The organism is Neokomagataea anthophila (assembly GCF_018122595.1).
Classification (GTDB): domain Bacteria; phylum Pseudomonadota; class Alphaproteobacteria; order Acetobacterales; family Acetobacteraceae; genus Gluconobacter; species Gluconobacter anthophilus.
Genome location: NZ_JAGRQH010000001.1, coordinates 311395 through 330623, shown reverse-complemented (window position 1 = coordinate 330623; position 19229 = coordinate 311395). Strand labels below are relative to the sequence as shown.

General features: G+C 54.1%; 13 protein-coding genes. 5 read left to right on the top strand and 8 right to left on the bottom strand.

Annotation, left to right across the window (positions count from 1 at the left end; translation table 11 throughout):
* Window positions 1-166: 166 nt before the first annotated feature.
* The 7 genes from mdoH to KB213_RS01400 all read right to left on the bottom strand — a co-directional run bounded on the left by mdoH (window position 167) and on the right by KB213_RS01400 (window position 8511).
* The gene (gene mdoH, locus KB213_RS01430) at window positions 167-2332 is read right to left on the bottom strand and encodes a glucans biosynthesis glucosyltransferase MdoH (RefSeq protein ID WP_211680213.1); all 2166 of its coding nucleotides are present in this window, start codon (window positions 2330-2332) and stop codon (window positions 167-169) included.
* A complete protein-coding gene (locus tag KB213_RS01425; RefSeq protein WP_211680211.1) occupies window positions 2308-3855 on the bottom strand; it encodes a glucan biosynthesis protein in 1548 nt (515 codons plus the stop codon). Before KB213_RS01425 ends, mdoH begins: the two co-directional genes overlap by 25 nt.
* A 178-nt stretch (window positions 3856-4033) precedes the next feature.
* A complete protein-coding gene (gene bioD / locus KB213_RS01420) occupies window positions 4034-4672 on the bottom strand; it encodes a dethiobiotin synthase (RefSeq protein WP_211680209.1) in 639 nt (212 codons plus the stop codon).
* The gene (locus tag KB213_RS01415) at window positions 4669-5445 is read right to left on the bottom strand and encodes a methyltransferase domain-containing protein (protein WP_211680206.1); all 777 of its coding nucleotides are present in this window, start codon (window positions 5443-5445) and stop codon (window positions 4669-4671) included. The genes bioD and KB213_RS01415 overlap by 4 nt, the downstream gene beginning before the upstream one ends.
* Window positions 5439-6080, bottom strand: a complete 642-nt coding sequence (locus tag KB213_RS01410; RefSeq protein WP_211680204.1) for an alpha/beta hydrolase family protein — start codon at window positions 6078-6080, stop codon at window positions 5439-5441. Before KB213_RS01410 ends, KB213_RS01415 begins: the two co-directional genes overlap by 7 nt.
* Window positions 6077-7249 carry an aminotransferase class I/II-fold pyridoxal phosphate-dependent enzyme gene (locus KB213_RS01405; RefSeq protein ID WP_211680203.1) on the bottom strand — a complete coding sequence of 391 codons (1173 nt, stop codon included), beginning with the start codon at window positions 7247-7249 and terminating at the stop codon, window positions 6077-6079. The genes KB213_RS01410 and KB213_RS01405 overlap by 4 nt, the downstream gene beginning before the upstream one ends.
* A complete protein-coding gene (locus KB213_RS01400; protein WP_211680201.1) occupies window positions 7246-8511 on the bottom strand; it encodes an adenosylmethionine--8-amino-7-oxononanoate transaminase in 1266 nt (421 codons plus the stop codon). Before KB213_RS01400 ends, KB213_RS01405 begins: the two co-directional genes overlap by 4 nt.
* Window positions 8512-8716: 205 nt before the next feature.
* On the opposite strand from KB213_RS01400, the gene KB213_RS01395 reads away from it, so the two are divergent.
* A complete protein-coding gene (locus tag KB213_RS01395; RefSeq protein WP_211680199.1) occupies window positions 8717-8932 on the top strand; it encodes a hypothetical protein in 216 nt (71 codons plus the stop codon).
* A gap of 7 nt (window positions 8933-8939) precedes the next feature.
* On the opposite strand, the gene KB213_RS01390 is transcribed toward KB213_RS01395, so the two are convergent.
* A complete protein-coding gene (locus KB213_RS01390; protein ID WP_211680197.1) occupies window positions 8940-10397 on the bottom strand; it encodes a protein adenylyltransferase SelO in 1458 nt (485 codons plus the stop codon).
* Between the two features lie 337 nt (window positions 10398-10734).
* Between KB213_RS01390 and KB213_RS01385 the strand changes: the two genes are divergently transcribed.
* The 4 genes from KB213_RS01385 to KB213_RS01370 all read left to right on the top strand — a co-directional run bounded on the left by KB213_RS01385 (window position 10735) and on the right by KB213_RS01370 (window position 19148).
* Window positions 10735-12885 (top strand): peptidase domain-containing ABC transporter, encoded by a 2151-nt coding sequence (locus KB213_RS01385; RefSeq protein ID WP_211680555.1) that lies wholly within the window; start codon window positions 10735-10737, stop codon window positions 12883-12885.
* A gap of 4 nt (window positions 12886-12889) precedes the next feature.
* Window positions 12890-14320, top strand: a complete 1431-nt coding sequence (locus KB213_RS01380; protein ID WP_211680195.1) for an HlyD family type I secretion periplasmic adaptor subunit — start codon at window positions 12890-12892, stop codon at window positions 14318-14320.
* Window positions 14321-14389: 69 nt separating this feature from the next.
* Window positions 14390-16156 (top strand): tetratricopeptide repeat protein, encoded by a 1767-nt coding sequence (locus tag KB213_RS01375; protein ID WP_211680193.1) that lies wholly within the window; start codon window positions 14390-14392, stop codon window positions 16154-16156.
* 43 nt (window positions 16157-16199) lie between these two features.
* The gene (locus KB213_RS01370) at window positions 16200-19148 is read left to right on the top strand and encodes a glycosyltransferase (RefSeq protein WP_346266647.1); all 2949 of its coding nucleotides are present in this window, start codon (window positions 16200-16202) and stop codon (window positions 19146-19148) included.
* Window positions 19149-19229 lie beyond the last annotated feature (81 nt).

The following is a 19229-nucleotide window of genomic DNA, read 5'->3' as shown; positions in this document are numbered from 1 at the left end:
TCTGGAAGAAAAAAGACGTTTGACTGTTTGGGGGGCGCTCACGAGGACGCTCTTTGCGCGTTGGTCATCCATAATGACCTGTTCGGCCTGAACGTCCGTAGGGTTCTATTATGTCATGGGTGGCAGTATTAGCTGCCACCTACGATTGTGAGCATAAGGCGTTTTATTAGGACGGTAAGCCACAAATGAGGGAGACGCCTTCAGCAGAACCCAAGACAGCTGCTTTTTCAGCACGGCTGAGGTGTTTGAGGGCAGCGTCTAGAGTGGGGGCCTCGCGTAGTTTAACCAGCCCGACCAGTAGGTGAGCGTCAATATTGCTGCCCGGTTGGCGTGGCGCTGGCAGCGCATTGAGATGCGCTTTTAATAGCGAGGGGTTGGTCCGGAGGGCTGCAAAAGCTTCTTCTGGTGGGCGGTGAGGTGCATTTTGGGCTTGGATCCGCCGTTGTTCATTGGCGCTGGCAAGTTGCAAAATGGCAGGAGGCGCTGTTTCTTCGGGAATGAGCAAAAGACCAAGCCGCCGCAGGCCAAGCCCGACATCCCGGCTTGCCGTAAGGGCTGCAAGAGGGATAGCGAGAGCGAGGCCCACCAAAACCGGTAGCATCCATAGGAAAAGTGCTTCGGAAACGGACCAAGCAGCAACGGCAAGTGCAATGCCAAAAACAGTATAAATCCAATAGCCGCGTGCGACCTCTTTCAAGGATACGCGGTCATCGTCACGGTTCTGTGCGTTCCAGCCGGAATCGCGCCCCAAGAGGATGGAGAGAATACCAGAGGTTTGGATCAGCATGGCGATGGGGGCGATCAGACCGCCAATCAGGGTTTCGAGTACGATGGATAGGGCAAGGCGGATGAGTCCCCCTGCACCGCGTCGCGTTTCCCGGTCAAACAAAGCGGCGATAAAGGACAGGCCTTTCGGCGCTAGCAAAATCAGCATCGTGCTGATGAACACGTATTTGGCTTGAACCGGGTCAACCTGTGGCCAATGAGGATACAGGGTCAGGCCGTTACCAAAGTAATTCGGATGATAAAAATGGGCCTGAAGGGAGATAAGAATCCCTACCAGTAGGAACAGTAGCCATAAGGGAGACGTGACGTAGGAGCCAATGCCCATGAGCATGTGGACGCGGCTGACCCAATGCATGCCTTTTGTGCCGAGTAGTTTGGCGTGTTGAAGGTTCCCTTGGCACCAGCGTCGGTCACGGATGGCAACGTCGGTTAGGGAGGGGGGGCTTTCTTCGTATGAGCCAAACAGTCCGGGGACCATGTGAATGGCCCAGTTCCCACGCCGCATGAGGGCGGCTTCAACGAAGTCATGGCTGAGGATGTGCCCGCCAAAAGGGGGCTTTCCGGGCAGGTGGGGGAGGCCAGCTTGTTCCGCAAAGGCTTTGGTGCGGATGATTGCGTTATGCCCCCAGTAATTGCCTTCTGAGCCGTGCCACCATGCGACACCATGCGCGATGAGAGGGCCGTATAAACGCCCGGCAAATTGCTGCATACGGGCGAATAATGTGCGGCCACCGATAATGACGGGGAGGGTTTGGATGAGAGCCACATTGTCATGCTTCTCCATAGCGGAGACAACGCGGACAATCAGGCTCCCGTCCATGACGCTATCGGCATCAAGGGTAAGCATATGGTCATAGGCACCGCCATATTGCGTGACCCATTCACCAATATTACCCGCTTTACGGTCTGTGTTGCGGTGACGGCGGCGGTAGAAAATACGCTGTGCGTCGCCCGTGCTTTCACGTAGGGCGAGGAAGGCACGCTCTTCTTGCACCCAAACGTCTGGGTTGGTTGTGTCTGCGAGAATGAAGAAATCGAAAGCGTCGATCTGTCCTGTCGCGTTGAGGCTATCATAAATCGCACGCAGGCCACCCAGCACGCGTTCTGGGTCCTCATTATAGGTTGGCATGAGGACGGCGGTGCGGCTTTTAAGAGCAGGTAATGGGCCGGTACGGTGAATGCCGAGGCCTAGTCCGCCACGTCTTAAGAGGGAGACAAAACCGCCAAGGCTGGAGGTAAAGGAGAGGGCAATCCAGAACCCCAGCACCACAAACAACACCATGATCATGATGCCTAAGGGGGTGACACCCATGGCATTGAACACGCGGTTGATGTGCTCAGCCCCAAAAGCAGTCAGTGCAATGGCACCACCAAACACAAAGACTCTACGCAGCCACAACAGAGTGGGCGTTGTGGGCAAGCGCGGACCGGAGCGGCCATAGCGCTCTGGTGCTTTGTGGAGGTTTTGTGCCTTCATGCCTAGCGGGGCGTGCTGGGGCATGAAGGGTGTGTGCGTGTCGGTTAGAGTGTCCACCGATACATCCATTTTTCAGAAATAGGGCCTTGATCATTCGCAAGTTGAACTTGAAGTTCAGCCGCTTTGGTGTCTGCGGGGTCAAATTCAAACATGGCGCGCCAGCCATGAATGGGAGGGTTGGCTTCCACGACCACGTTACGAATGGTGCCTTGCGTTGATTGCGGCAAGAGATGGAAATGCGTGTCAGGCGGGCAGTTTACGAAGGGTTCGCCTGTGAAGTCGATGACGAAAAGCTGTGCGTTCTCGCTGCCCGGCACGCTGCCAATGCGTGTGGCACCAATACGGGCGAGGTGTGTGGGGGCAGGTGTGTCCCAGCCCCATGTGATGCGATAAGTGTAATCATATTGTTGCCCAGCTTTGAGCGGGCGCTCCGGGCGCCAGAAGGTCACGATATTATCGTTGACCTCATTGGGTGTTGGAATCTCAACGAGGTCGATTGCGCCTTTTCCCCAGTGGCCGATGGGCTCGATCCATGCGGATGGGCGCTTTTCATAGTTTAGGGCAAGGTCTTGATAATCCGCGAAGGCGCGTTTGCGCTGCATGAGGCCGAAGCCTTGTGGCCCGTCATCGGCAAAGGCAGAGAACTGTAGATCGGTTGGGTTTGCCAATGGGCGGTAGAGCTGCTGTGCGGTGCCGGTCCAGATTTGCAGGGCTTCACTGTCATGGGCGGCAGGGCGCCAGTCATTGACGCGGGTATGGTCGTTCGTATCGAAGTAGAACATACCGGTCAGGGGGGCGAGGCCAGCTTCAGCCATGTCTTGCCGTGGGAAGAGTGAGGATTGGACGTCAAAGACGGTGGCGTCACCCGGGCGAATGGTGAAGCGGAAGGCGCCTGTGACCGATGGGCTGTCGAGCAGGGCATGCACGACGAGTGAGTCCGCGCCGGGAGCGGGTTTTTCGAGCCAGAAGGCCCGGAAAAGAGCGAATTCTTCTCCGCGAGGGTCACCGGTTCCGTTTGAAAATCCACGTGCAGAGAGGCCGTAGGTCTGCCCTTTTGCGATAGCGCGGAAGTACGACGCACCTAAGAAAACGGCAAATTCTTCCATGACGCCGGGTGTGTTGATGGCGTAACGCAGGCGCAACCCACCGAAGCCGACATTGTCGGTCGTACGCAGGAGGGGGTCTGCGTAGTTAAACAGGTCTGGGTCATATGGGACGGCACTTGCTTGCCCGTCTACGACTTCATGCATTTCGATACGCGGGCGGTAGAGGAATCCGCGTGGGAAGAACTCAACCTCAAAGGCAAGGTTCTGCCCTCGCCAGAGGGCTTTGTCCGTATTGTAGGTAATGCCCCGATATTGATCGAAGCTGAGAGAGGACAAAGGGGCAGGCAAGGATTGAGGAGGAGGAGAATATGCTGAGCGTGCCAAGTTCCGCGCCATATCCCGTACCGTATCTTCAGAGAAGGCGGTGGCTTTGGGCTGTTGTGGCTGTGGGGCGGTGGGTGGCGTTTGGGCGCGGGCGGTCCAGCCTGTCCCAAGAAGTGACAGGCCGGCTCCTAATTTTACCAGATCGCGGCGCAGCATAGTCATAGTTGTGTTTAGAACCTTAAAAATGCAGTGGACCCAGAGTGCTCTTTCCTGGTGAGAAAAGGAAGAAAAGCATGGGGGCCTGAGGGGTTAACGTAAGATCGTCCTGTTGAGATGCACGTTACACGGTGCAGAAATGGCATTTCGATGGCGGCGTTTTGCAAATTACATTTAATGTTGGTCAGGCTTTGTGGACGAGGCTGTGAAATGTTGGAACGTTTTTGGCATGCTCAGTGACGCTTTGGGGAGAAATATGCGCAATGTGAGGGACCGTAAAAAGCGTTCTGACACCGCTGAAACGTTCAATCATTCGCATATTATCAGGGTTTTCCTTCCCGCTAAATACAACGCCTAAAATTTCAATCCCACGCTGTTTTAGGGCCTCAATAGTCAACAAACTGTGATTAATGGTGCCAAGGCCACTGCGGGCGACGAGAACGACTGGCAGCGCAAAGCGCGCCATCAGATCAATCATCAACACGTCATCGTATACCGGCACCATTACGCCACCCGCGCCTTCTACGACGAGCGGTGCAGCAACATTCGGTAGGGTTAAACGGTCAGGATCAATGTGGATGCCCTCTAAGGCGGCGGCGGCCGATGGGGCCAGTGGTTCCTGCAGTGCGTATGCTGGGGGAATGAGGCGTTCTGGTGTGAGGTTGGCAAGGCGGCTTACGGTGGGGCTATCGCCTTCTTCTTCATTGAGGCCGGTTTGGAGTGGTTTCCAGTAGGTTGCTTGCCATGCGGTGGTGAGGATGGCTGAGGTGAGGGTCTTGCCGATCCCTGTATCTGTGCCGGTAACAAAAACGCCGCGTGTCATGCTGTGTGTCCTTTGTGAAAAATACCGATTCCGATGCGGTAGGTGACGCCTTCATGCTCTGCGTCAAAGCGTTTCATCGCGCGACGTAAAGCTGCGCCTGTGGCGGGGCGAGCATCATCGCGCGGGAGGGAAGCGCCGATTTGACGTAGGCCGCGTAAGAAAGCGCTGGCGGAGGGGGTAGGGTCAATGAGGTCATGGCTTTGCCAGTGTCTCTCTCCGGGAATAGAGCTTGGCCAATCTTGCGTAAGCTGTTCTTCGGTCGGGTAATGCGGGACGCCGCAGGGGGCGTTCTCGGTAGCGCAGGCGTTGACCCATTCTTGCAAGCTTCCGGAAAGGAGCGTGGCTACAATCAATCGTCCGTTGGGGGCAAGGTGTGCGCAAAGCCGTTCAAGTGCTTGTGGGCGGTTTTGGAACCATTGCATGCAGAGGCTGGAGGTAATGAGGTCAAAAGGCCCGGAGACATCAGGATTTTCACCATCCATGATGTGATAGCGGATGTTGTCATGTCCTAATCGCGCTTCGGCACGGGCGAGCATGCCGGGAGCAAGGTCCGTAGCGTGGATGAAGGCGTGGGGGAAAAGTTGTCGTAGATGGTGTGTAAGAAGGCCTGTACCGCAGCCGAACTCTAAAATGTTCTTGGGTGCATGCTGGCAGGAGGTTGCGATGGTATTTGCGGTGAGTTGTGCACAGCGTCTTTGGATATGGGCCGCTTGATCATATGTATCTGCGGCACCAAAGCGCGCCATGAGGGCTCGTTTTCGGGCATCTAGCATGATGCTTGGCCTGTGATGTGGAGGGCTTGGCGTATGAGTGCGGCGCACTCTTCTGGATATTCTTGTGGCAGACAATGGCCGCCGGGCAGGGATGAGCCGCTGCCCGTTTGGAAGCCAACTCGTGCTGGGGTGAGGGGGTCATGATCCCCTGTGAGCCAAAAAAGGCGTTCGCCCCATTGGGTGGCTTTGGCGCGGGCATCACGGGTTTCGAGTTGGTCGAGGCCGTGGTCAAGTCGGATGACGTTGGGTGTGTTTGGTATGGGAGTGTGATCACCGCATTGTTCGCGGAAATTAAGGAGTGTCTTGGTCGGGTCTTTGGTGAGGTGGCGGCGCATACGGGTGATGATGCGGGCAGGGATGCCATGGGAATGATCGGGGGCGGCACTAAAGCGCGCAAAGCCATTAAAGGACACGATCCCAACGCAATGGGGGAGAGGGTGCGTTAGAAGGTCCAGCACACCGGCGGAATGGCCGATTGCGAGGAAGGGTGTGGTGGGTAAGCTCGGTGTGAGGTCTTCACCATAATAGCCAGAATCGGTGCATATGGCTGTGTATTCTGGAAGGTGCTTTAGCATCTTCTGCCAGAAACTATGGTCATAGCTCCAGCCATGGACGAGGTAGAGTGGCAGGGTCATGAGATGGCCTCTTGCAGAATAATATCCGCTAATGTGTTCAGGCTGTTGTGGTCCAAAGCGCTATGCAGGGCTAGGCGTAGACGGGCTGTGCCTTTGGGGACTGTGGGTGGGCGGATTGCTCCAACAAGGAAGCCGGCGTCTTCTAACGTCTGTGCAATGGCGAGTGTGCGTTCTGGGCTGCTGAAAACCACCGGTATGATTTGGGTGCTTGAGTCGAGGGTGGATAAGCCCGCTGCGTGGAGGCGTGTGCGTAGGTGGGCTGCGTTGCTTTGTAGTGTTTCTCGGCGTTCGTTTAAGGATGGAAGCAGGTCTAGCGCGGCATCAATGGCGCCAAGAACGGCGGGTGGAAGTGCCGTGCTGTAGATGAGGCCAGAGGCATGATTGATCAGATAATCGCGCAAAGCGTGTGAGCCTGCTATGAAAGCCCCCATGCCGCCCATGGCTTTTGAGCATGTCCCCATAATGATGTCAGCTTGTCCGTCTGCAAGGCCGCGCCCATCTGTGCCGAGTACGCCGGTTGCATGGGCCTCATCGATATAAAGAAGCGCATTATAGCGGTCCGCCAAGGCGCGGAGGGCAGGGATGTTAGCGCGGTCTCCATCCATGGAGAACACGCTTTCGGTTACGATCATACGCAGGCCGGGTGTGTCCGCATGGCGTATGAGAAGCTGTTCGAGATGGGCGAGGTCATTATGGGCAAAGCGTTGCTGGCGAATATCGGCGGCGGCGAAGCCATGATGCAAGCTGGCATGGTTTAGACGGTCTGTGAATGCCAGCATTTTGTGGCCAGTTTGGGAGAGAGAGAGAGCGCAAAGTGCCGGGATGACGGCGGCATTGGCTTGCCAACCGCTCGCGAAGAGCAATGCCGCATCCGTTTTTTTGAAGGCAGCGATTTTGTGTTCTACGGCGTCATGCAGGTCGAGCGTGCCGGTGACGAGGCGTGAGGCACGGGCGCCGGTGCCAAAGCGTTGGGCCCATTCGGCGGCACGTTCGCGCAGTAGTGGGTGGTCTGCCAAGCCGAGATAATCATTTGATGCAACATCCGCGAGGTGCCGTCCGTCACGTTGTATTGTGCCGTTATGGCGCGTGATGGGGCGCAGGGTACGGCGGGTGCCTTGAGCAGCCCGTTCTGACAAAGCTGCTTCGAAATATGTGTCAAACCGGGTCATGCGTGGCTCTGTAAAACGCTGTGGATGCTGCGTGTTAGATGGCTGAGTTCCTCAGGGGGGATGGTGAAGGCTGGCGTGAGATAGACAATCGTACGGAAGGGGCGAACCCAGACGTTATGTTCCAGCAAGGCACATTTGAGCTCTTCCGGGTCAGGGATGGCCGTGAGTTCGACCACGCCAATGGCGCCCATAACGCGGACATCACGGACATTCGGCAAGTCTCGGCATGGTTCGAGTTCTTTGCGGAGTTGTGCTTCAATCTGGGCGACCTGTTGGAGGCGTGGTTCCTGCTCAAAAAGGTCTAAAGATGCATTGGCGACGGCACAGGCCAGCGGGTTCGCCATGAAGGTGGGGCCGTGCATGAGGGCTTTGCTGGGGTCGTCCGAGAGAAAAGCCTCAAAGACCGAGCGCCGGGCAACGGTTGCGGCTAATGCCATGGTGCCGCCGGTAAGGGCTTTGGAGAGTGCGACGATATCGGGAGTGATTTGGGCCTGCTCACAGGCAAACATGGTGCCGGTGCGCCCAAAGCCCGTAAAGACTTCATCAAGGATCAGTAAGAGGCCAAAGCGGTCACAGAGCGTGCGAAGCGTTTGTAGAACGGCGGGTTCGTGGAAGAGCATGCCGCCTGCGCCCTGCACGAGGGGCTCTGTCACAATGGCCGCGATTTCGTCACCACGCTCAGACAGCAACTGTTCGAGCTTGTGGGTGCTTTCGGCATCGGTGGGGAGATCGGCGATGATGTGTTCTGGCAGGACACCGGCGAAGAGGCTGTGCATGCCTTCTTCGGGGTCACAGATAGCCATCATGCCGAGCGTGTCCCCGTGATAGCCCCCGCGAAAAGAAAGAATCTTGGTGCGGCCTGTGTGGTTGTTGTTGAGTTGGAATTGGATCGCCATTTTCACGGCTACTTCCATCGCGACTGAACCAGAATCGGTGAAGAAGACGCGCTCTAAGTCTCCGGGGAGGAGGGCGGCCAAACGGGCGGCAAGGCGTTTGGCGGGTTCATGGATCATCCCGCCGAACATCACGTGCGGCATGGCTTCCGCTTGTGCGACCAGTGCCGATCGCAGATGGGGGTGATTATAGCCATGGCATGCGGTCCACCATGAGGCGATGCCGTCAATCAAGACGCGCCCATCATCCAATGTGATGGTGCTGCCTGCGGTTTTAGCGGCGGTGACAGGCCATGCGGTTGTCTGCATTTGGCTATAGGGCAGCCAGAGATTGGGGAGGTCAGCAGCGCGGTGATGTGGTGTGGTCATGAGGGGTCTGTCTCTTACCGCCTATGGCGAGGGTCATTCTTTATCGTGCGAGTGCTTAGGTCAGCATACCGGATATCGGGCAGATGCCATGAAATGGCCTTGCGATATCATAAAACGGTCACTCGACTGTAGGGAACATTATGGCATGACGCGTGTTCAGAAGGGAGCCCGTACTGTTGGGCAGTTTTATCTAAGGTCGAGATCCATGTTGAGTTCTAAGGTCATTCATGTCGATGGTGTGTTTTTAGGCACTGCGATTATGGCCGACGCCGGAGCTGTTTTCCGGTTTTATGCGACCCACGACACAGTGCGGGAGTTGCATGGTATATCCATGCCTGATTTATCGCTTCTCGTGGAGCGGGCGCGGCGTTTGTTTAAGAATCGTCGTCCGGTTCTGTCTCCGGTGTCAAGCGCCGCTTGAGAGGTTATTAAGTCCCACAAAATGTATGAAGGACGCGTTCTTCAGGGCGTGGGGGAGCATAAAAGCTATCATCCGCGTCATGATATGGCGTGCGTAATGCTTTTTGTAGGTGTTCGAACGGTTTGAAGTCCCCGTCGTAAGCGGCGTTGATGGCGTGTTCGACTAAGTGGTTTCGCGGGATAATACGAGGATTCACCCGCTGCATAGCGTTGAAGCGATCGTCTTGAGAGATGGCCTCCTGCGCGATGCGTTTTTGCCATTGTGTGTACCAGTGTTGGCCTGCGTCGCGGTCTGAGCAAAGGGCTAAGAAAGGCTCAGGGTTTTGTGTGCGTATCGTGGTGTTGAGTGCACGGAAGCTTTGTGTGAAGTCGAGTTGTTGGCGGTGCATGATGTCGAGTAATTGGGCGATGAGCCTTGTATCGGCTGGTGCTTCGGTGAATAGGCCCAGTTTTTTGCGCCACCCGGTTAGATAATGTTCTGAGAAAACACGATCGAAGTCTTTGAGGCAGGCAGTGGCCTGCTCAACCGCCATATTATCATCTGAATGAATGAGCGGCAGGAGGCATTCAGCAAAGCGCCCAAGATTCCAAAGGGCCATATCAGGCTGGTTGCCATAAGCGTAGCGCTTGCCACGGTCTATGAAGCTAAAGCAGGCTTCGGGGTCATAAGCATCGAGGAAGGCGCAAGGGCCGTAATCAATGGTTTCTCCGGCGATAGACATATTATCGGTGTTCATGACGCCATGCACGAATCCAATATGCAGCCATTGGGCGACGAGTTGAGCGTGTTTGTGGATAACGGTTTGGAGCAATGCCAAGGCTTTATTGGGGGTATTGGTGAGGTCTGGATAGAGGCGTGTGATGACGTGATCCAGCAGGACCGCAAGTGCTTCATGGTCTTGGCGGGCTGCAAAATATTGAAAAGTGCCGATTCGAACATGACTGCGCGCCGTACGGGCGAGTACGGCACCGGGTAGAGCGGTGTCTCGTTGTACAGTTTCGCCGGTGAGTGTGGCGGCAAGGCTGCGTGTTGTGGGGATGTCGAAAGCTGCCATAGCTTCACTGATGAGCATTTCTCGTAAGACGGGGCCGAGAGCGGCTTTTCCGTCGCCATTGCGTGAGAAGGGGGTACGGCCCCAGCCTTTGAGGTGAAGGTCATGTTTCTGACCGTTTTTGGTTGTGAGTTCACCAACAAGAACGGCGCGCCCATCACCGAGAGATGGGACAAAATGTCCAAATTGATGACCCGCATAGGCCATGGCAATGGGGAGGTGTCCGTCTGGTGTGATGCCGTGTGTGAGGAGGTCTTTACCCTCTGGTGTGTGGAGCCATGTGGGAGAGAGGCCTAATGCTTCGGCCCAAGGGGTGTTGAGGGTGATGAGTTGCGAAGGTGGAGGAGAATATTTGGGGGCAATTTTTGCGGAGAAATGCTCTGGCAGGAGAGCGTAATCGTGGGAGAATTGCATCAGGTGCCCAGTTCGTAACGTGTCATGTCGTAATGATAGTGTGTTTTTTGAATGATAAAGCGCAGATTAGTGGGGAAAATCATTATTATAGGCAAAGAGTTAAATATATTGATTGAGTTGTAAAACTTTTTCTTATGTGAAGAAATATAGACATATTGATGAGAGGGAGGTGACGAAACAGTTTGTCTTGACTATTCATTAAGTATGAGTGGGTATGGCAGACTACGATGCCGCCTGTGCGGGACCGCAGCATAGAGGATTTTTCGTGGAGCAGACGCATCCTGTGTCAGGACCGGGGGTAAAAGTTACTCCGGCAGTAATCCGACTTTATGCCGCAATGGCGGCAGCCCGTTTTCACGGGGTCGAGTTGGATATTCGAGATTTTGCCGCTGAACCCGGTGAAGAATCACCCTCCCCGGCAGCATTGGCGCGCTGGCTGAACGATCAAGGTGCCGTCGCTAAAGGGATGCGCCTGCGTTGGCGTTATCTGGTGCGTATGGGGAATACGCCTCCGGTTGTTCTGATGTTCCGTGATGGATCCGCAGGCCTGATGGTCGCGAGTGATCCTGAGCGGGGTGTGGTTTGGCTGCGAGACCCGATGGGTGGTGATGGTGATGTCCCTGTTGCCGTTGATGAAGTACGCCTGAGCCAAGTATGGACGGGGGATGTACTGCTTGTAAAACGCCGCAAAGATGAGAGTGAGGCTGATGCCCGCTTTGATATGTTGTGGTTTGCGAAGATGGTGCTGCGCGAAAAGAAAATTTTGCGTGATATTTCTTTGGCATCAATTGTTTTGTCGATTTTGCAAATTTTCCCTGCCCTGATTGTCATGCAGGTCATTGATCGTGTGGTGAATTACCACTCGATGGCGACCTTGGTTTCGATGGTCGGCTTCGTAATTATTTTAAGTTTCTACGAAATTTTAGTCACGTATGGTCGACGTGAACTTTCATTAGTTCTCTCGTCTCGTCTTGATGCGCGTATTTCATTGCACGCCTTTAATCGTCTGTTGGCTTTGCCGCTGGAATTTTATGAGCGTGAGCAAACGGGTGAAGTTCTTGGCCGGTTTATGGCCATTTTTAAGGTTCGTGACTTCCTAACCGGGCAGCTCATGACCACATTTTTGGATCTGTTTACGCTCGTTGTTATCTTGCCCATTTTGTTCATGCTGAGCTCTACTTTGGCGTGGATGACCTTGGCGGGCGCTGGCTGTATTGGTCTGATTGTTATTCTGTTCTTGCCGGTTGTTACGCGTGTGATGTCGCGTCAAATTCGGGCGGAAATGAAACGTAGTTCAGTTCTCTATGAGAGCATCGCGGGTATTCGCACTGTTAAAACGCTGGCTTTGGAGCCAACGCGCCGCGAAGAATGGGACCGTGTTACAGCAGAAGTGGTGCGTTGGAAGCTTGCAGCCGGTCGTACTGCTGCATGGCCTCAAACGCTGATTATGCCGTTTGATACATTCATTAACCGTGGTGTGATTTTGGTAGGTGCCTATTTGGTACTGACTAATCATAGCGATTTGTCAGGCGGTGCACTGGCAGGATTCATGCTGTTGGGCGGGCGTGTTGCGACACCGCTTGTGGGTCTTGCGCGACTGTTGGAATCATTCAACGAAGTGATGGTCTCGTTGGGTGAGGCAGGCGCTGTTTTGAATCAGCCGACTGAGACGAAAGCTCTGACCACGGGTATGCGCCCAGTGATTAAGGGTGCTCTGTCATTCTCGAATATCAACTTCTCTTACCCCGGTTCGACGACCAAGGCTTTGAAGGATGTCACGTTTGATATTCCTGCGGGCACCATGCTGGGTCTGGTGGGGCGTTCTGGTTCAGGTAAGTCAACGATTACGCGTCTTTTGCAAGGTGTGAGCCGTAATTATCTTGGGTATTTGCGCTTGGATGGTGTGGATATTCGGGAAATTAACCTGACACATTTGCGTCGTTCTTTTGGTGTTGTTCTGCAAGATAACTTCTTGTTCCGCGGCTCAATCATGGAGAATATTACGGCGGGTCGTCCGGGATTGACGTTGGAAGATGCAATTCGTGCGGCCCGTTTGGCTGGCGCTGAAGAGTTCATTGAACGTATGCCTGCCGGATATGATACGTGGATTGAAGAAGGGTCGACGAATATTTCGGGCGGTCAGCGTCAGCGATTGGCGATTGCCCGTGCCGTTATTAGTGATCCGAAGTTGATGATTCTGGATGAAGCGACTTCAGCTCTTGATCCAGAATCAGAAGCATTGGTGAACGCAAATCTGAAGCGTATTGGTCAAGGCCGTACGATGGTGATTGTGTCTCACCGACTGTCTTCTTTGGTGGATTGCCATCAGATTGCGGTTATGGACCAAGGTGAGCTTGTGGATATTGCACCGCATGATGTTCTGTTGGAACGCTGCGAGATCTACCGTACCTTGTGGCTGCAACAGAACCGCCATTTGAACAAAGCTTCGACGTCGCGTGATGTGAAGCCACTGGGTGAGGGAGAATAAGCGCATGAGTGCATCTAATATGACTCCCCATAACGGTTCTTCTGGCGCAGAAGATGTGCCTGTGACAGGTGCTCAAGAAGGGCCTCGCCCTGCGACGGATCCGTTTGCACCTGGTGACACGCCGCTAGCGCTTTTGGAGTTCCATTCGCCAACGCAAGGCTATGTGAATCTGCCAGCGACAGCATCTGCACGTTATATGGTGTGGCTTGTTGCTGGGCTGTTTTTTGCGTGTTTAGTAGGGATGATTTGGTTCCCTATTAATCGTGTTGTCTCCACGACGGGGCGGTTGACCTCTACGCAGCCCACTATTCTGGTGCAGCCTTTAGAGACGTCTATTGTGAAGTCGATCGACGTACATATTGGCGATTTCGTTCATAAGGGTGATGTGCTTGCGCATTTAGACCCGACATTGACTGAAGCTGATATTGTTAATGTCCGGCAGCAGGTCTTGGCCTACCAGGCGGAGGCAGACCGCTTGCGAGCCGAAGCAGATGGTCTCGATTATAAGCCAGACATGCACATTCCGGCTTCGGTTGAGCAGGCGGCCGCTTTCCAACGGCGTCGTGCGGAATATCGTGCACGTATGGAAGATTACGATCAGCAAATTGCTGGTTTGCAAAGTGATCTTCAGGCTAGTCGTGCAAATGCGGCTATGTATGGCAGTAAGACGCGCCTTTTCTCCGAGGTGCTGAAAATGCGCCAACGTGAGCAGGTTGATCAGGTCGGGTCACGTCTGTCGACGCTTTCTGCGCAAAGTGACTTGATGGAAGCAGAGCGTGCGGAAATTACGTCTCAGCAGGAAGCGAATAGTGCAGAAAGTAAGCTTTCGGCTACCCGTGCTGAAAAGGAAAGCTATTCTGCAAATTGGAAAGCGCAGATTTATACTTACCTGTCAGATACGCAGCACCGTTTAGATGAATATCGCAGCGAGTATCAGAAAGCTCATTTGCGGCAGGACTTGATTACACTGCGTGCGCCAGAAGATGGTATTGTGTTGACGCTTGCTAAGGTGTCGGTGGGTTCCGTTCTGCAATCTGCACAGCCTTTCATCACGCTCGTCCCGACGGGAACGGGGATTGAGATGGAAGCGATTATGCAGGCGAATGACGCAGCCTTCGTACAGGTTGGTAACCGTGCGCTCGTGAAGTTCGCAGCGTTCCCATACACACAATATGGCGGTGCGGAAGCCACGGTGCATGTGATCAGTGCGGATTCCTTTACGCCGGAGTCATCATCGTCTGATTCATCCACGCAAATGTTCTACCGTGTGCGTTTACGTATTGATCGCTATACGTTGCATGGTCAGCCAGCATTTTTCCACCCAACACCCGGTATGCCTGCCTCGGCAGATATCAATGTTGGGAAGCGTACGATCATGCAGTACCTGTTTAACAGCCTCACGCCGCTTCTCAGTAGTGGTATGAGAGAGCCCTAAGGCTTGAGTATAGGACGCCCTTATTTGTCTTAAGGGCGTCCTTTGTCGTTTCAGGTGAAATGAGTATCCATGTCTTTAAAGCAACGTTTTTCCGCCCTTTTGAATCCACAGGCAAAATTGGCGTATGCGCTACAGCTTCTTGAAGGCAAGAATGCTGTTCGTGGTGTCCAGCTTTTGGGACAACTGGCGAAAGACGGCGTTGTAGAGGCTAAATTTCGGCTTGGGCGTATTTATCTTGACGGTCAGGCGGTTCCGCCAAGTCTTGAAGATGGTGCACGGTGGATGCTCCAGGCCGCAGAGGCCGGTCATGTTGAAGCCGCTTTTATCTTGGCGACTTTATACACGGTTGGTCTACCCGAAGGGTTTGAAATCCGTGCCGAGAGCGGAGCGTTGGATTTAAGTGTCCGACCAGAGCAAGGGCCGCGTATCCCCGATTTTCATCAAGGTCGGTATTGGGCGCATAAAGCTGCTGTAGAGCACTCGGCAGATGCTCAGGCACTGTTGGGTTATATTCTAACAAATGGGCCAGAAGATTTACGGGATTTACCTCAGGCGCGTGACTGGTACCGGAAATCAGCACAGGCTGGGTGTTCGCAGGGGCATTTGGGGCTGGCTTTCGCGTTATTGAATGATGCGGAGACGGATGAAGAACGCCAATATGCGGCGCGTCACTTCATAGAGGCGAGTAAAGCAGGTCTCGGTACGGCCTATGAGTTTTTAGGTCGTATGAGTGAGGCGGGCATTGGCCTGCCGCAAAGTATGAGTGCTGCGGCAGAATATTACCGTAAAGGCGCTGAGCAGAATGTTCTGTATGCTCAGGCGCGTTATGGCTTGATGCTTTTGGAAGGCGTCGGGGTTGACCAGCATTATGGCCAAGCTGAAACGATGTTGCGTCGTGCCGCTTTGGGTGGTGATGCTGAAAGTGCAGCGGTTCTAGGCGATTTGAACGCCAATGGTGGTGATTTGCCACCGAATATGATGGAAGCTGCGAAGTGGTACCGTCTTGCGGCGGAGCAAAAGCACCCCGGAGCAGCGCGGGCTTTAGGACTTTTGTACTTAACGGGCAACGGCGTTCATAGAGATGCTGATGTTGCGGCGCATTGGTTCAAAGTTGCATCCGAATCTGGGGATGCGCAGGCTGATGCGGATTTGGGTAACCTTATTTTAACGGGGGCCCGCGCGACAGATACCGAAAAAGAGGCATTGCGTCAGCGTTTTGAGCGTGCGGCTGAGAAAGGTGACTTGGTTGGGGCGTTCAATCTGGGCGTGTGCTATGCAGAAGGTGTTGGCCATACGACGGATAGTCGTGAGGCTGCTCGGTGGATGCAGCGTGCAGCTGATGGCGTTGTGAATGCTCAATATTGGTATGGCCGGATGTTGCTGGATGGGCGTGGTGTTGCTGCTGATCCGACACAGGCGCTGTATTGGATGGAAAAAGCGGCTGATGCGGGTATGGCAGAAGCGCAGGCTGCTGTAGGGCAGTTTTTGGTCACGGGCCAGATTAATAACCGTAAGGATCATGCGAAAGCGTTGAAACTTTATGCGGCTGCAGCTGAGAGTGGTAATGTTGATGCCATGTTCTCACTAGCGGCGATGCTGGGTGGTGGGCATGAAGTGCCGGAGAATCGTACCGAAGCGCAGAAATGGTTCCGCAAGGCAGCACAGCGTGGCAATGGCTTGGCTCAGCTGATGCTGGGTCGTTATCTGGTGCGTGGTTTGGGCGGTGTGCAGGACCCGGTCGAGGGGCGTATTTGGTTAGAGCGTGCGGCAGGGCAAGGCATTGATGGTGCTGAGCAAGAGTTGGCAGCGTGTGATGCGACGCATACGTCAGACTAACCCTTTATAGTTTATGTGATTCGTGTCTGATGATTCAAAAGTGGTGACAGAAACTGACCGTGCGGGTTCCGGTTACGCAGGGTATGGCAATGTGATTACGGAAGCGGACCGTGTATTATGGCGCAAGGTCTATGAAGAACGTGCGCAGGAAGCGTTTCAGCGTGGTGAGCGCGCTTTAGAGCAAAATGATGTGCTGGCGGCACGCTTCTGGTTGGAGCGTGCAGGGCGGATGGCACGTGTCAGTCCTAATATCACGTGGGCTTTGGCTCTGGTGGATATGCGGATGGGTCATTTTGACGATGCACTGCATAAAATGAGTGACCTGCAAGAGCAGTTTCGCCTGCGGGAGGCGGCCTTTCTTGCTGTTGTGTGTTTGGTGCGCTTGCAGCGGTGGGATGAGGCGTTACAGCGGTTGCATCATGCTTTATCCGCATCGGTGATCATGCCGGATCTGCATGCGATCGCGGACCATGTGGTTCAGGTGGCGCAAAAGCCTGGGTGGTGCTTTGCGTCTAATGCAGGGCATGTGCACGTTGTTGCTGAAGGGCGTGTAACCGTTGCACTTGATGGTGAGCGTGTGAGTGTCGGCCTGTCAGGTCAGCATCAATTGCCGGATGGATGGGGGAAGGCGCGCCAGATTACGGTGAAAGTGCGTGGTCGTCATGTGGTTGGTAGCCCTATTGATGTCGCGGCTTTGACACGTTTTGAGTCTTTGTTGACGGCGGATGCGGATGGCTTGTGCGGTTGGGCGTGGTTCCCTGCCGAGCCGGAGCATGATCCTCAACTGCGTTTGTGGGATGATACCGTTTGTTCGGCTACTGAGAATGCTCTGACGATTGAGAGTGACGTACCGTTAGCCCGCCCACGTGCGTTTCGTGTGCCTTTACCGTCGGGGGGAGAGGGCGCGGCAACGTTATTGGCTGTTTATGATGATCATGGGCGACCACTGACGGGGGCACCAATTCGCGCGGATATCGGGATGTTGTTGTCTGGCAAGGTGGAAGCTTTGTTGCCAGACATGCGGCCTTACCCGGTGAATACATTAGCTTACTCTGCGGGTAAGAAAACTGTTGCGGCGGCGCAAGGCTGTTGTGTCGTGATTCCGGTGTATCGAGATTATAGAATCACACGGGATTGTCTTGAAAGTGTATTGGCGACTATCCCTGCGCATACGCGTGTGATTGTGGTGGATGATGCGACACCGGAAAAGAAGCTGGCATTGGCGTTGGACGCGTATGCTGCGCAAGGGCGTATAGAACTGGTGCGTTTAAAGCAGAATCGGGGTTTTCCGGTTGCTGTGAATATGGGGTTGGCGCGCGCCGTCGGGTTTGATGTTGTTTTATTGAACAGTGATACGGTTGTGCCGCCCGGATGGTTGGAGCGGTTGGTGCGTCGCTTGCGTGTTCCGGGTGTGGGAACAGTGACCCCGTTTAGTAATGATGCCAGTATTTTCTCGTATCCGTCCGTTGAAGAGCGAAATCCCGTACCCTCTATACGTGAGGCGCTGCGGTATGATCGGTTATGCCAAGACTTGTTTCATGACGAGGTGGTGGCAGAGAGTGCACCGACGGCGAATGGGTTTTGTATGGCCATCTCCGCTGGGTGCTTGCAGGAGGTTGGTTTCCTGCGTGAGGATGTATTTTCGCAGGGATATGGTGAAGAAAATGATTTTTGCCTGAGGGCACATCGACTGGGTTTCACACACCATATAGCGCCCGATGTGTATGTTTTACACCGTGGCTCGGTCTCTTTCGGGGCTGGAAAGCGCTGGCTTATGGCGCGTAATCTTGAGATTCTCAACGGTTTACACCCCGGTTATGATGCGTGTGTTGCGGAGTTTCAAAAGCGTGACCCTTTCCGTGTTTTGCGGAGGCGTTTGGACCAAGTACGGTTAAGGCGTGATGTCACAGCGAAGGGGCCTGCGGTCGCCATGATTGTCCATGCTGGCGGTGGCGGCGTGGAACGTGTGGTTCGTGAGCGTGCGGCAGCTTTTGAGCGTCAGGGGCGGGCAGCTTATGTTTTGCGTCCCGTTGAAAAAGGCTGTCATGTTACGCGGCCTGATGCGGGAGAAAATAAGAAAAAAGTTGAGCCGTTTAACTTCGTGTTTGATTTGCCGGATGAAGAATCTGCGTTGGTCGCTGCATTGTCAGCACTCGGTATTCAGCACATTGAATGGCATCAATTAATTGGGCACGCAGAATGTATCCGAACGCTGCATCAAGCGCTGGGTGTCCCTTATGATGTGTTTGTGCATGACCATGTGTGGTTTTGCCCGCGTGTTTCTTTGTTGGATGGGCATGGGCGGTATTGTGGCGAACCCGATGTGTCTGGGTGTGAGCAGTGTGTGTCACGTTGGGGGGATGTTTTAAATGACGGGCTCTCGATAAAGGCGCGTATTGCCCGCTCTCAGTGTGAATTTTCTGAGGCAAGACGGTGTATTACGCCATCACGGGATACCGCGCAGCGCTTTCGGCGCCATTTTCCAGTGACGGCTTTTGAGGTGGAAGAACTCGAAGCGGATGATTTCCCGACGCCGCTTGGTCAGCGTAGTGGGGCTGTAACGGTGCAAGGGCGGCCTTTACGGCTATGCGTGCTTGGTGGGATTGGTCAATGGAAGGGTTATCATGTTTTGTTAAGCATGGCCCGTGATATTAGAACTCATTCATTGCCCGTAGAGATAATACTGGTTGGTCATACACCTAATGATAATGAATTAATGGATGCTGGTGTGATTGTCACGGGAGAGTATAAGGAAGGAGAAGCATTCAAACTTATTGAAAAATACAACCCAGATGTAGGTTTCATTCCTTCTATTGCTCCTGAAACTTGGTGTTATGCGTTGAGTATTATCTGGAAGGCGGGTTTGGAGGTGATGTGCTTTGACATTGGTGCACAAGCTGAGAGGGTGAAGGAGCGAGATGGGATTATTCTTCCACTTGGTGCATCTTCATTACAGCTTCTGCGTTTTATTTTACTACGTTGGTATCGATAAGTTTGAAGAGAATGGGTTTACCTGTTTGTAAAGACAGTTAGACTAGGGTGGATGAACATGGGAGTTTCATTTTCTGGAGGG

Bases quoted from the DNA above. Each gene is read 5' to 3' on its own strand.
- bioD (WP_211680209.1), bottom strand. From the start codon at position 4,672: ATGACACGCGGCGTTTTTGTTACCGGCACAGATACAGGGATCGGCAAG.
- KB213_RS01380 (WP_211680195.1), top strand. From the start codon at position 12,890: ATGAGTGCATCTAATATGACTCCCCATAACGGTTCTTCTGGCGCAGAA.
- KB213_RS01385 (WP_211680555.1), top strand. From the start codon at position 10,735: ATGGCGGCAGCCCGTTTTCACGGGGTCGAGTTGGATATTCGAGATTTT.
- KB213_RS01395 (WP_211680199.1), top strand. From the start codon at position 8,717: ATGTTGAGTTCTAAGGTCATTCATGTCGATGGTGTGTTTTTAGGCACT.
- KB213_RS01425 (WP_211680211.1), bottom strand. From the start codon at position 3,855: ATGACTATGCTGCGCCGCGATCTGGTAAAATTAGGAGCCGGCCTGTCA.
- mdoH (WP_211680213.1), bottom strand. From the start codon at position 2,332: ATGGATGTATCGGTGGACACTCTAACCGACACGCACACACCCTTCATG.
- KB213_RS01415 (WP_211680206.1), bottom strand. From the start codon at position 5,445: ATGCTAGATGCCCGAAAACGAGCCCTCATGGCGCGCTTTGGTGCCGCA.
- KB213_RS01410 (WP_211680204.1), bottom strand. From the start codon at position 6,080: ATGACCCTGCCACTCTACCTCGTCCATGGCTGGAGCTATGACCATAGT.
- KB213_RS01400 (WP_211680201.1), bottom strand. From the start codon at position 8,511: ATGACCACACCACATCACCGCGCTGCTGACCTCCCCAATCTCTGGCTG.
- KB213_RS01405 (WP_211680203.1), bottom strand. From the start codon at position 7,249: ATGACCCGGTTTGACACATATTTCGAAGCAGCTTTGTCAGAACGGGCT.
- KB213_RS01375 (WP_211680193.1), top strand. From the start codon at position 14,390: ATGTCTTTAAAGCAACGTTTTTCCGCCCTTTTGAATCCACAGGCAAAA.
- KB213_RS01390 (WP_211680197.1), bottom strand. From the start codon at position 10,397: ATGCAATTCTCCCACGATTACGCTCTCCTGCCAGAGCATTTCTCCGCA.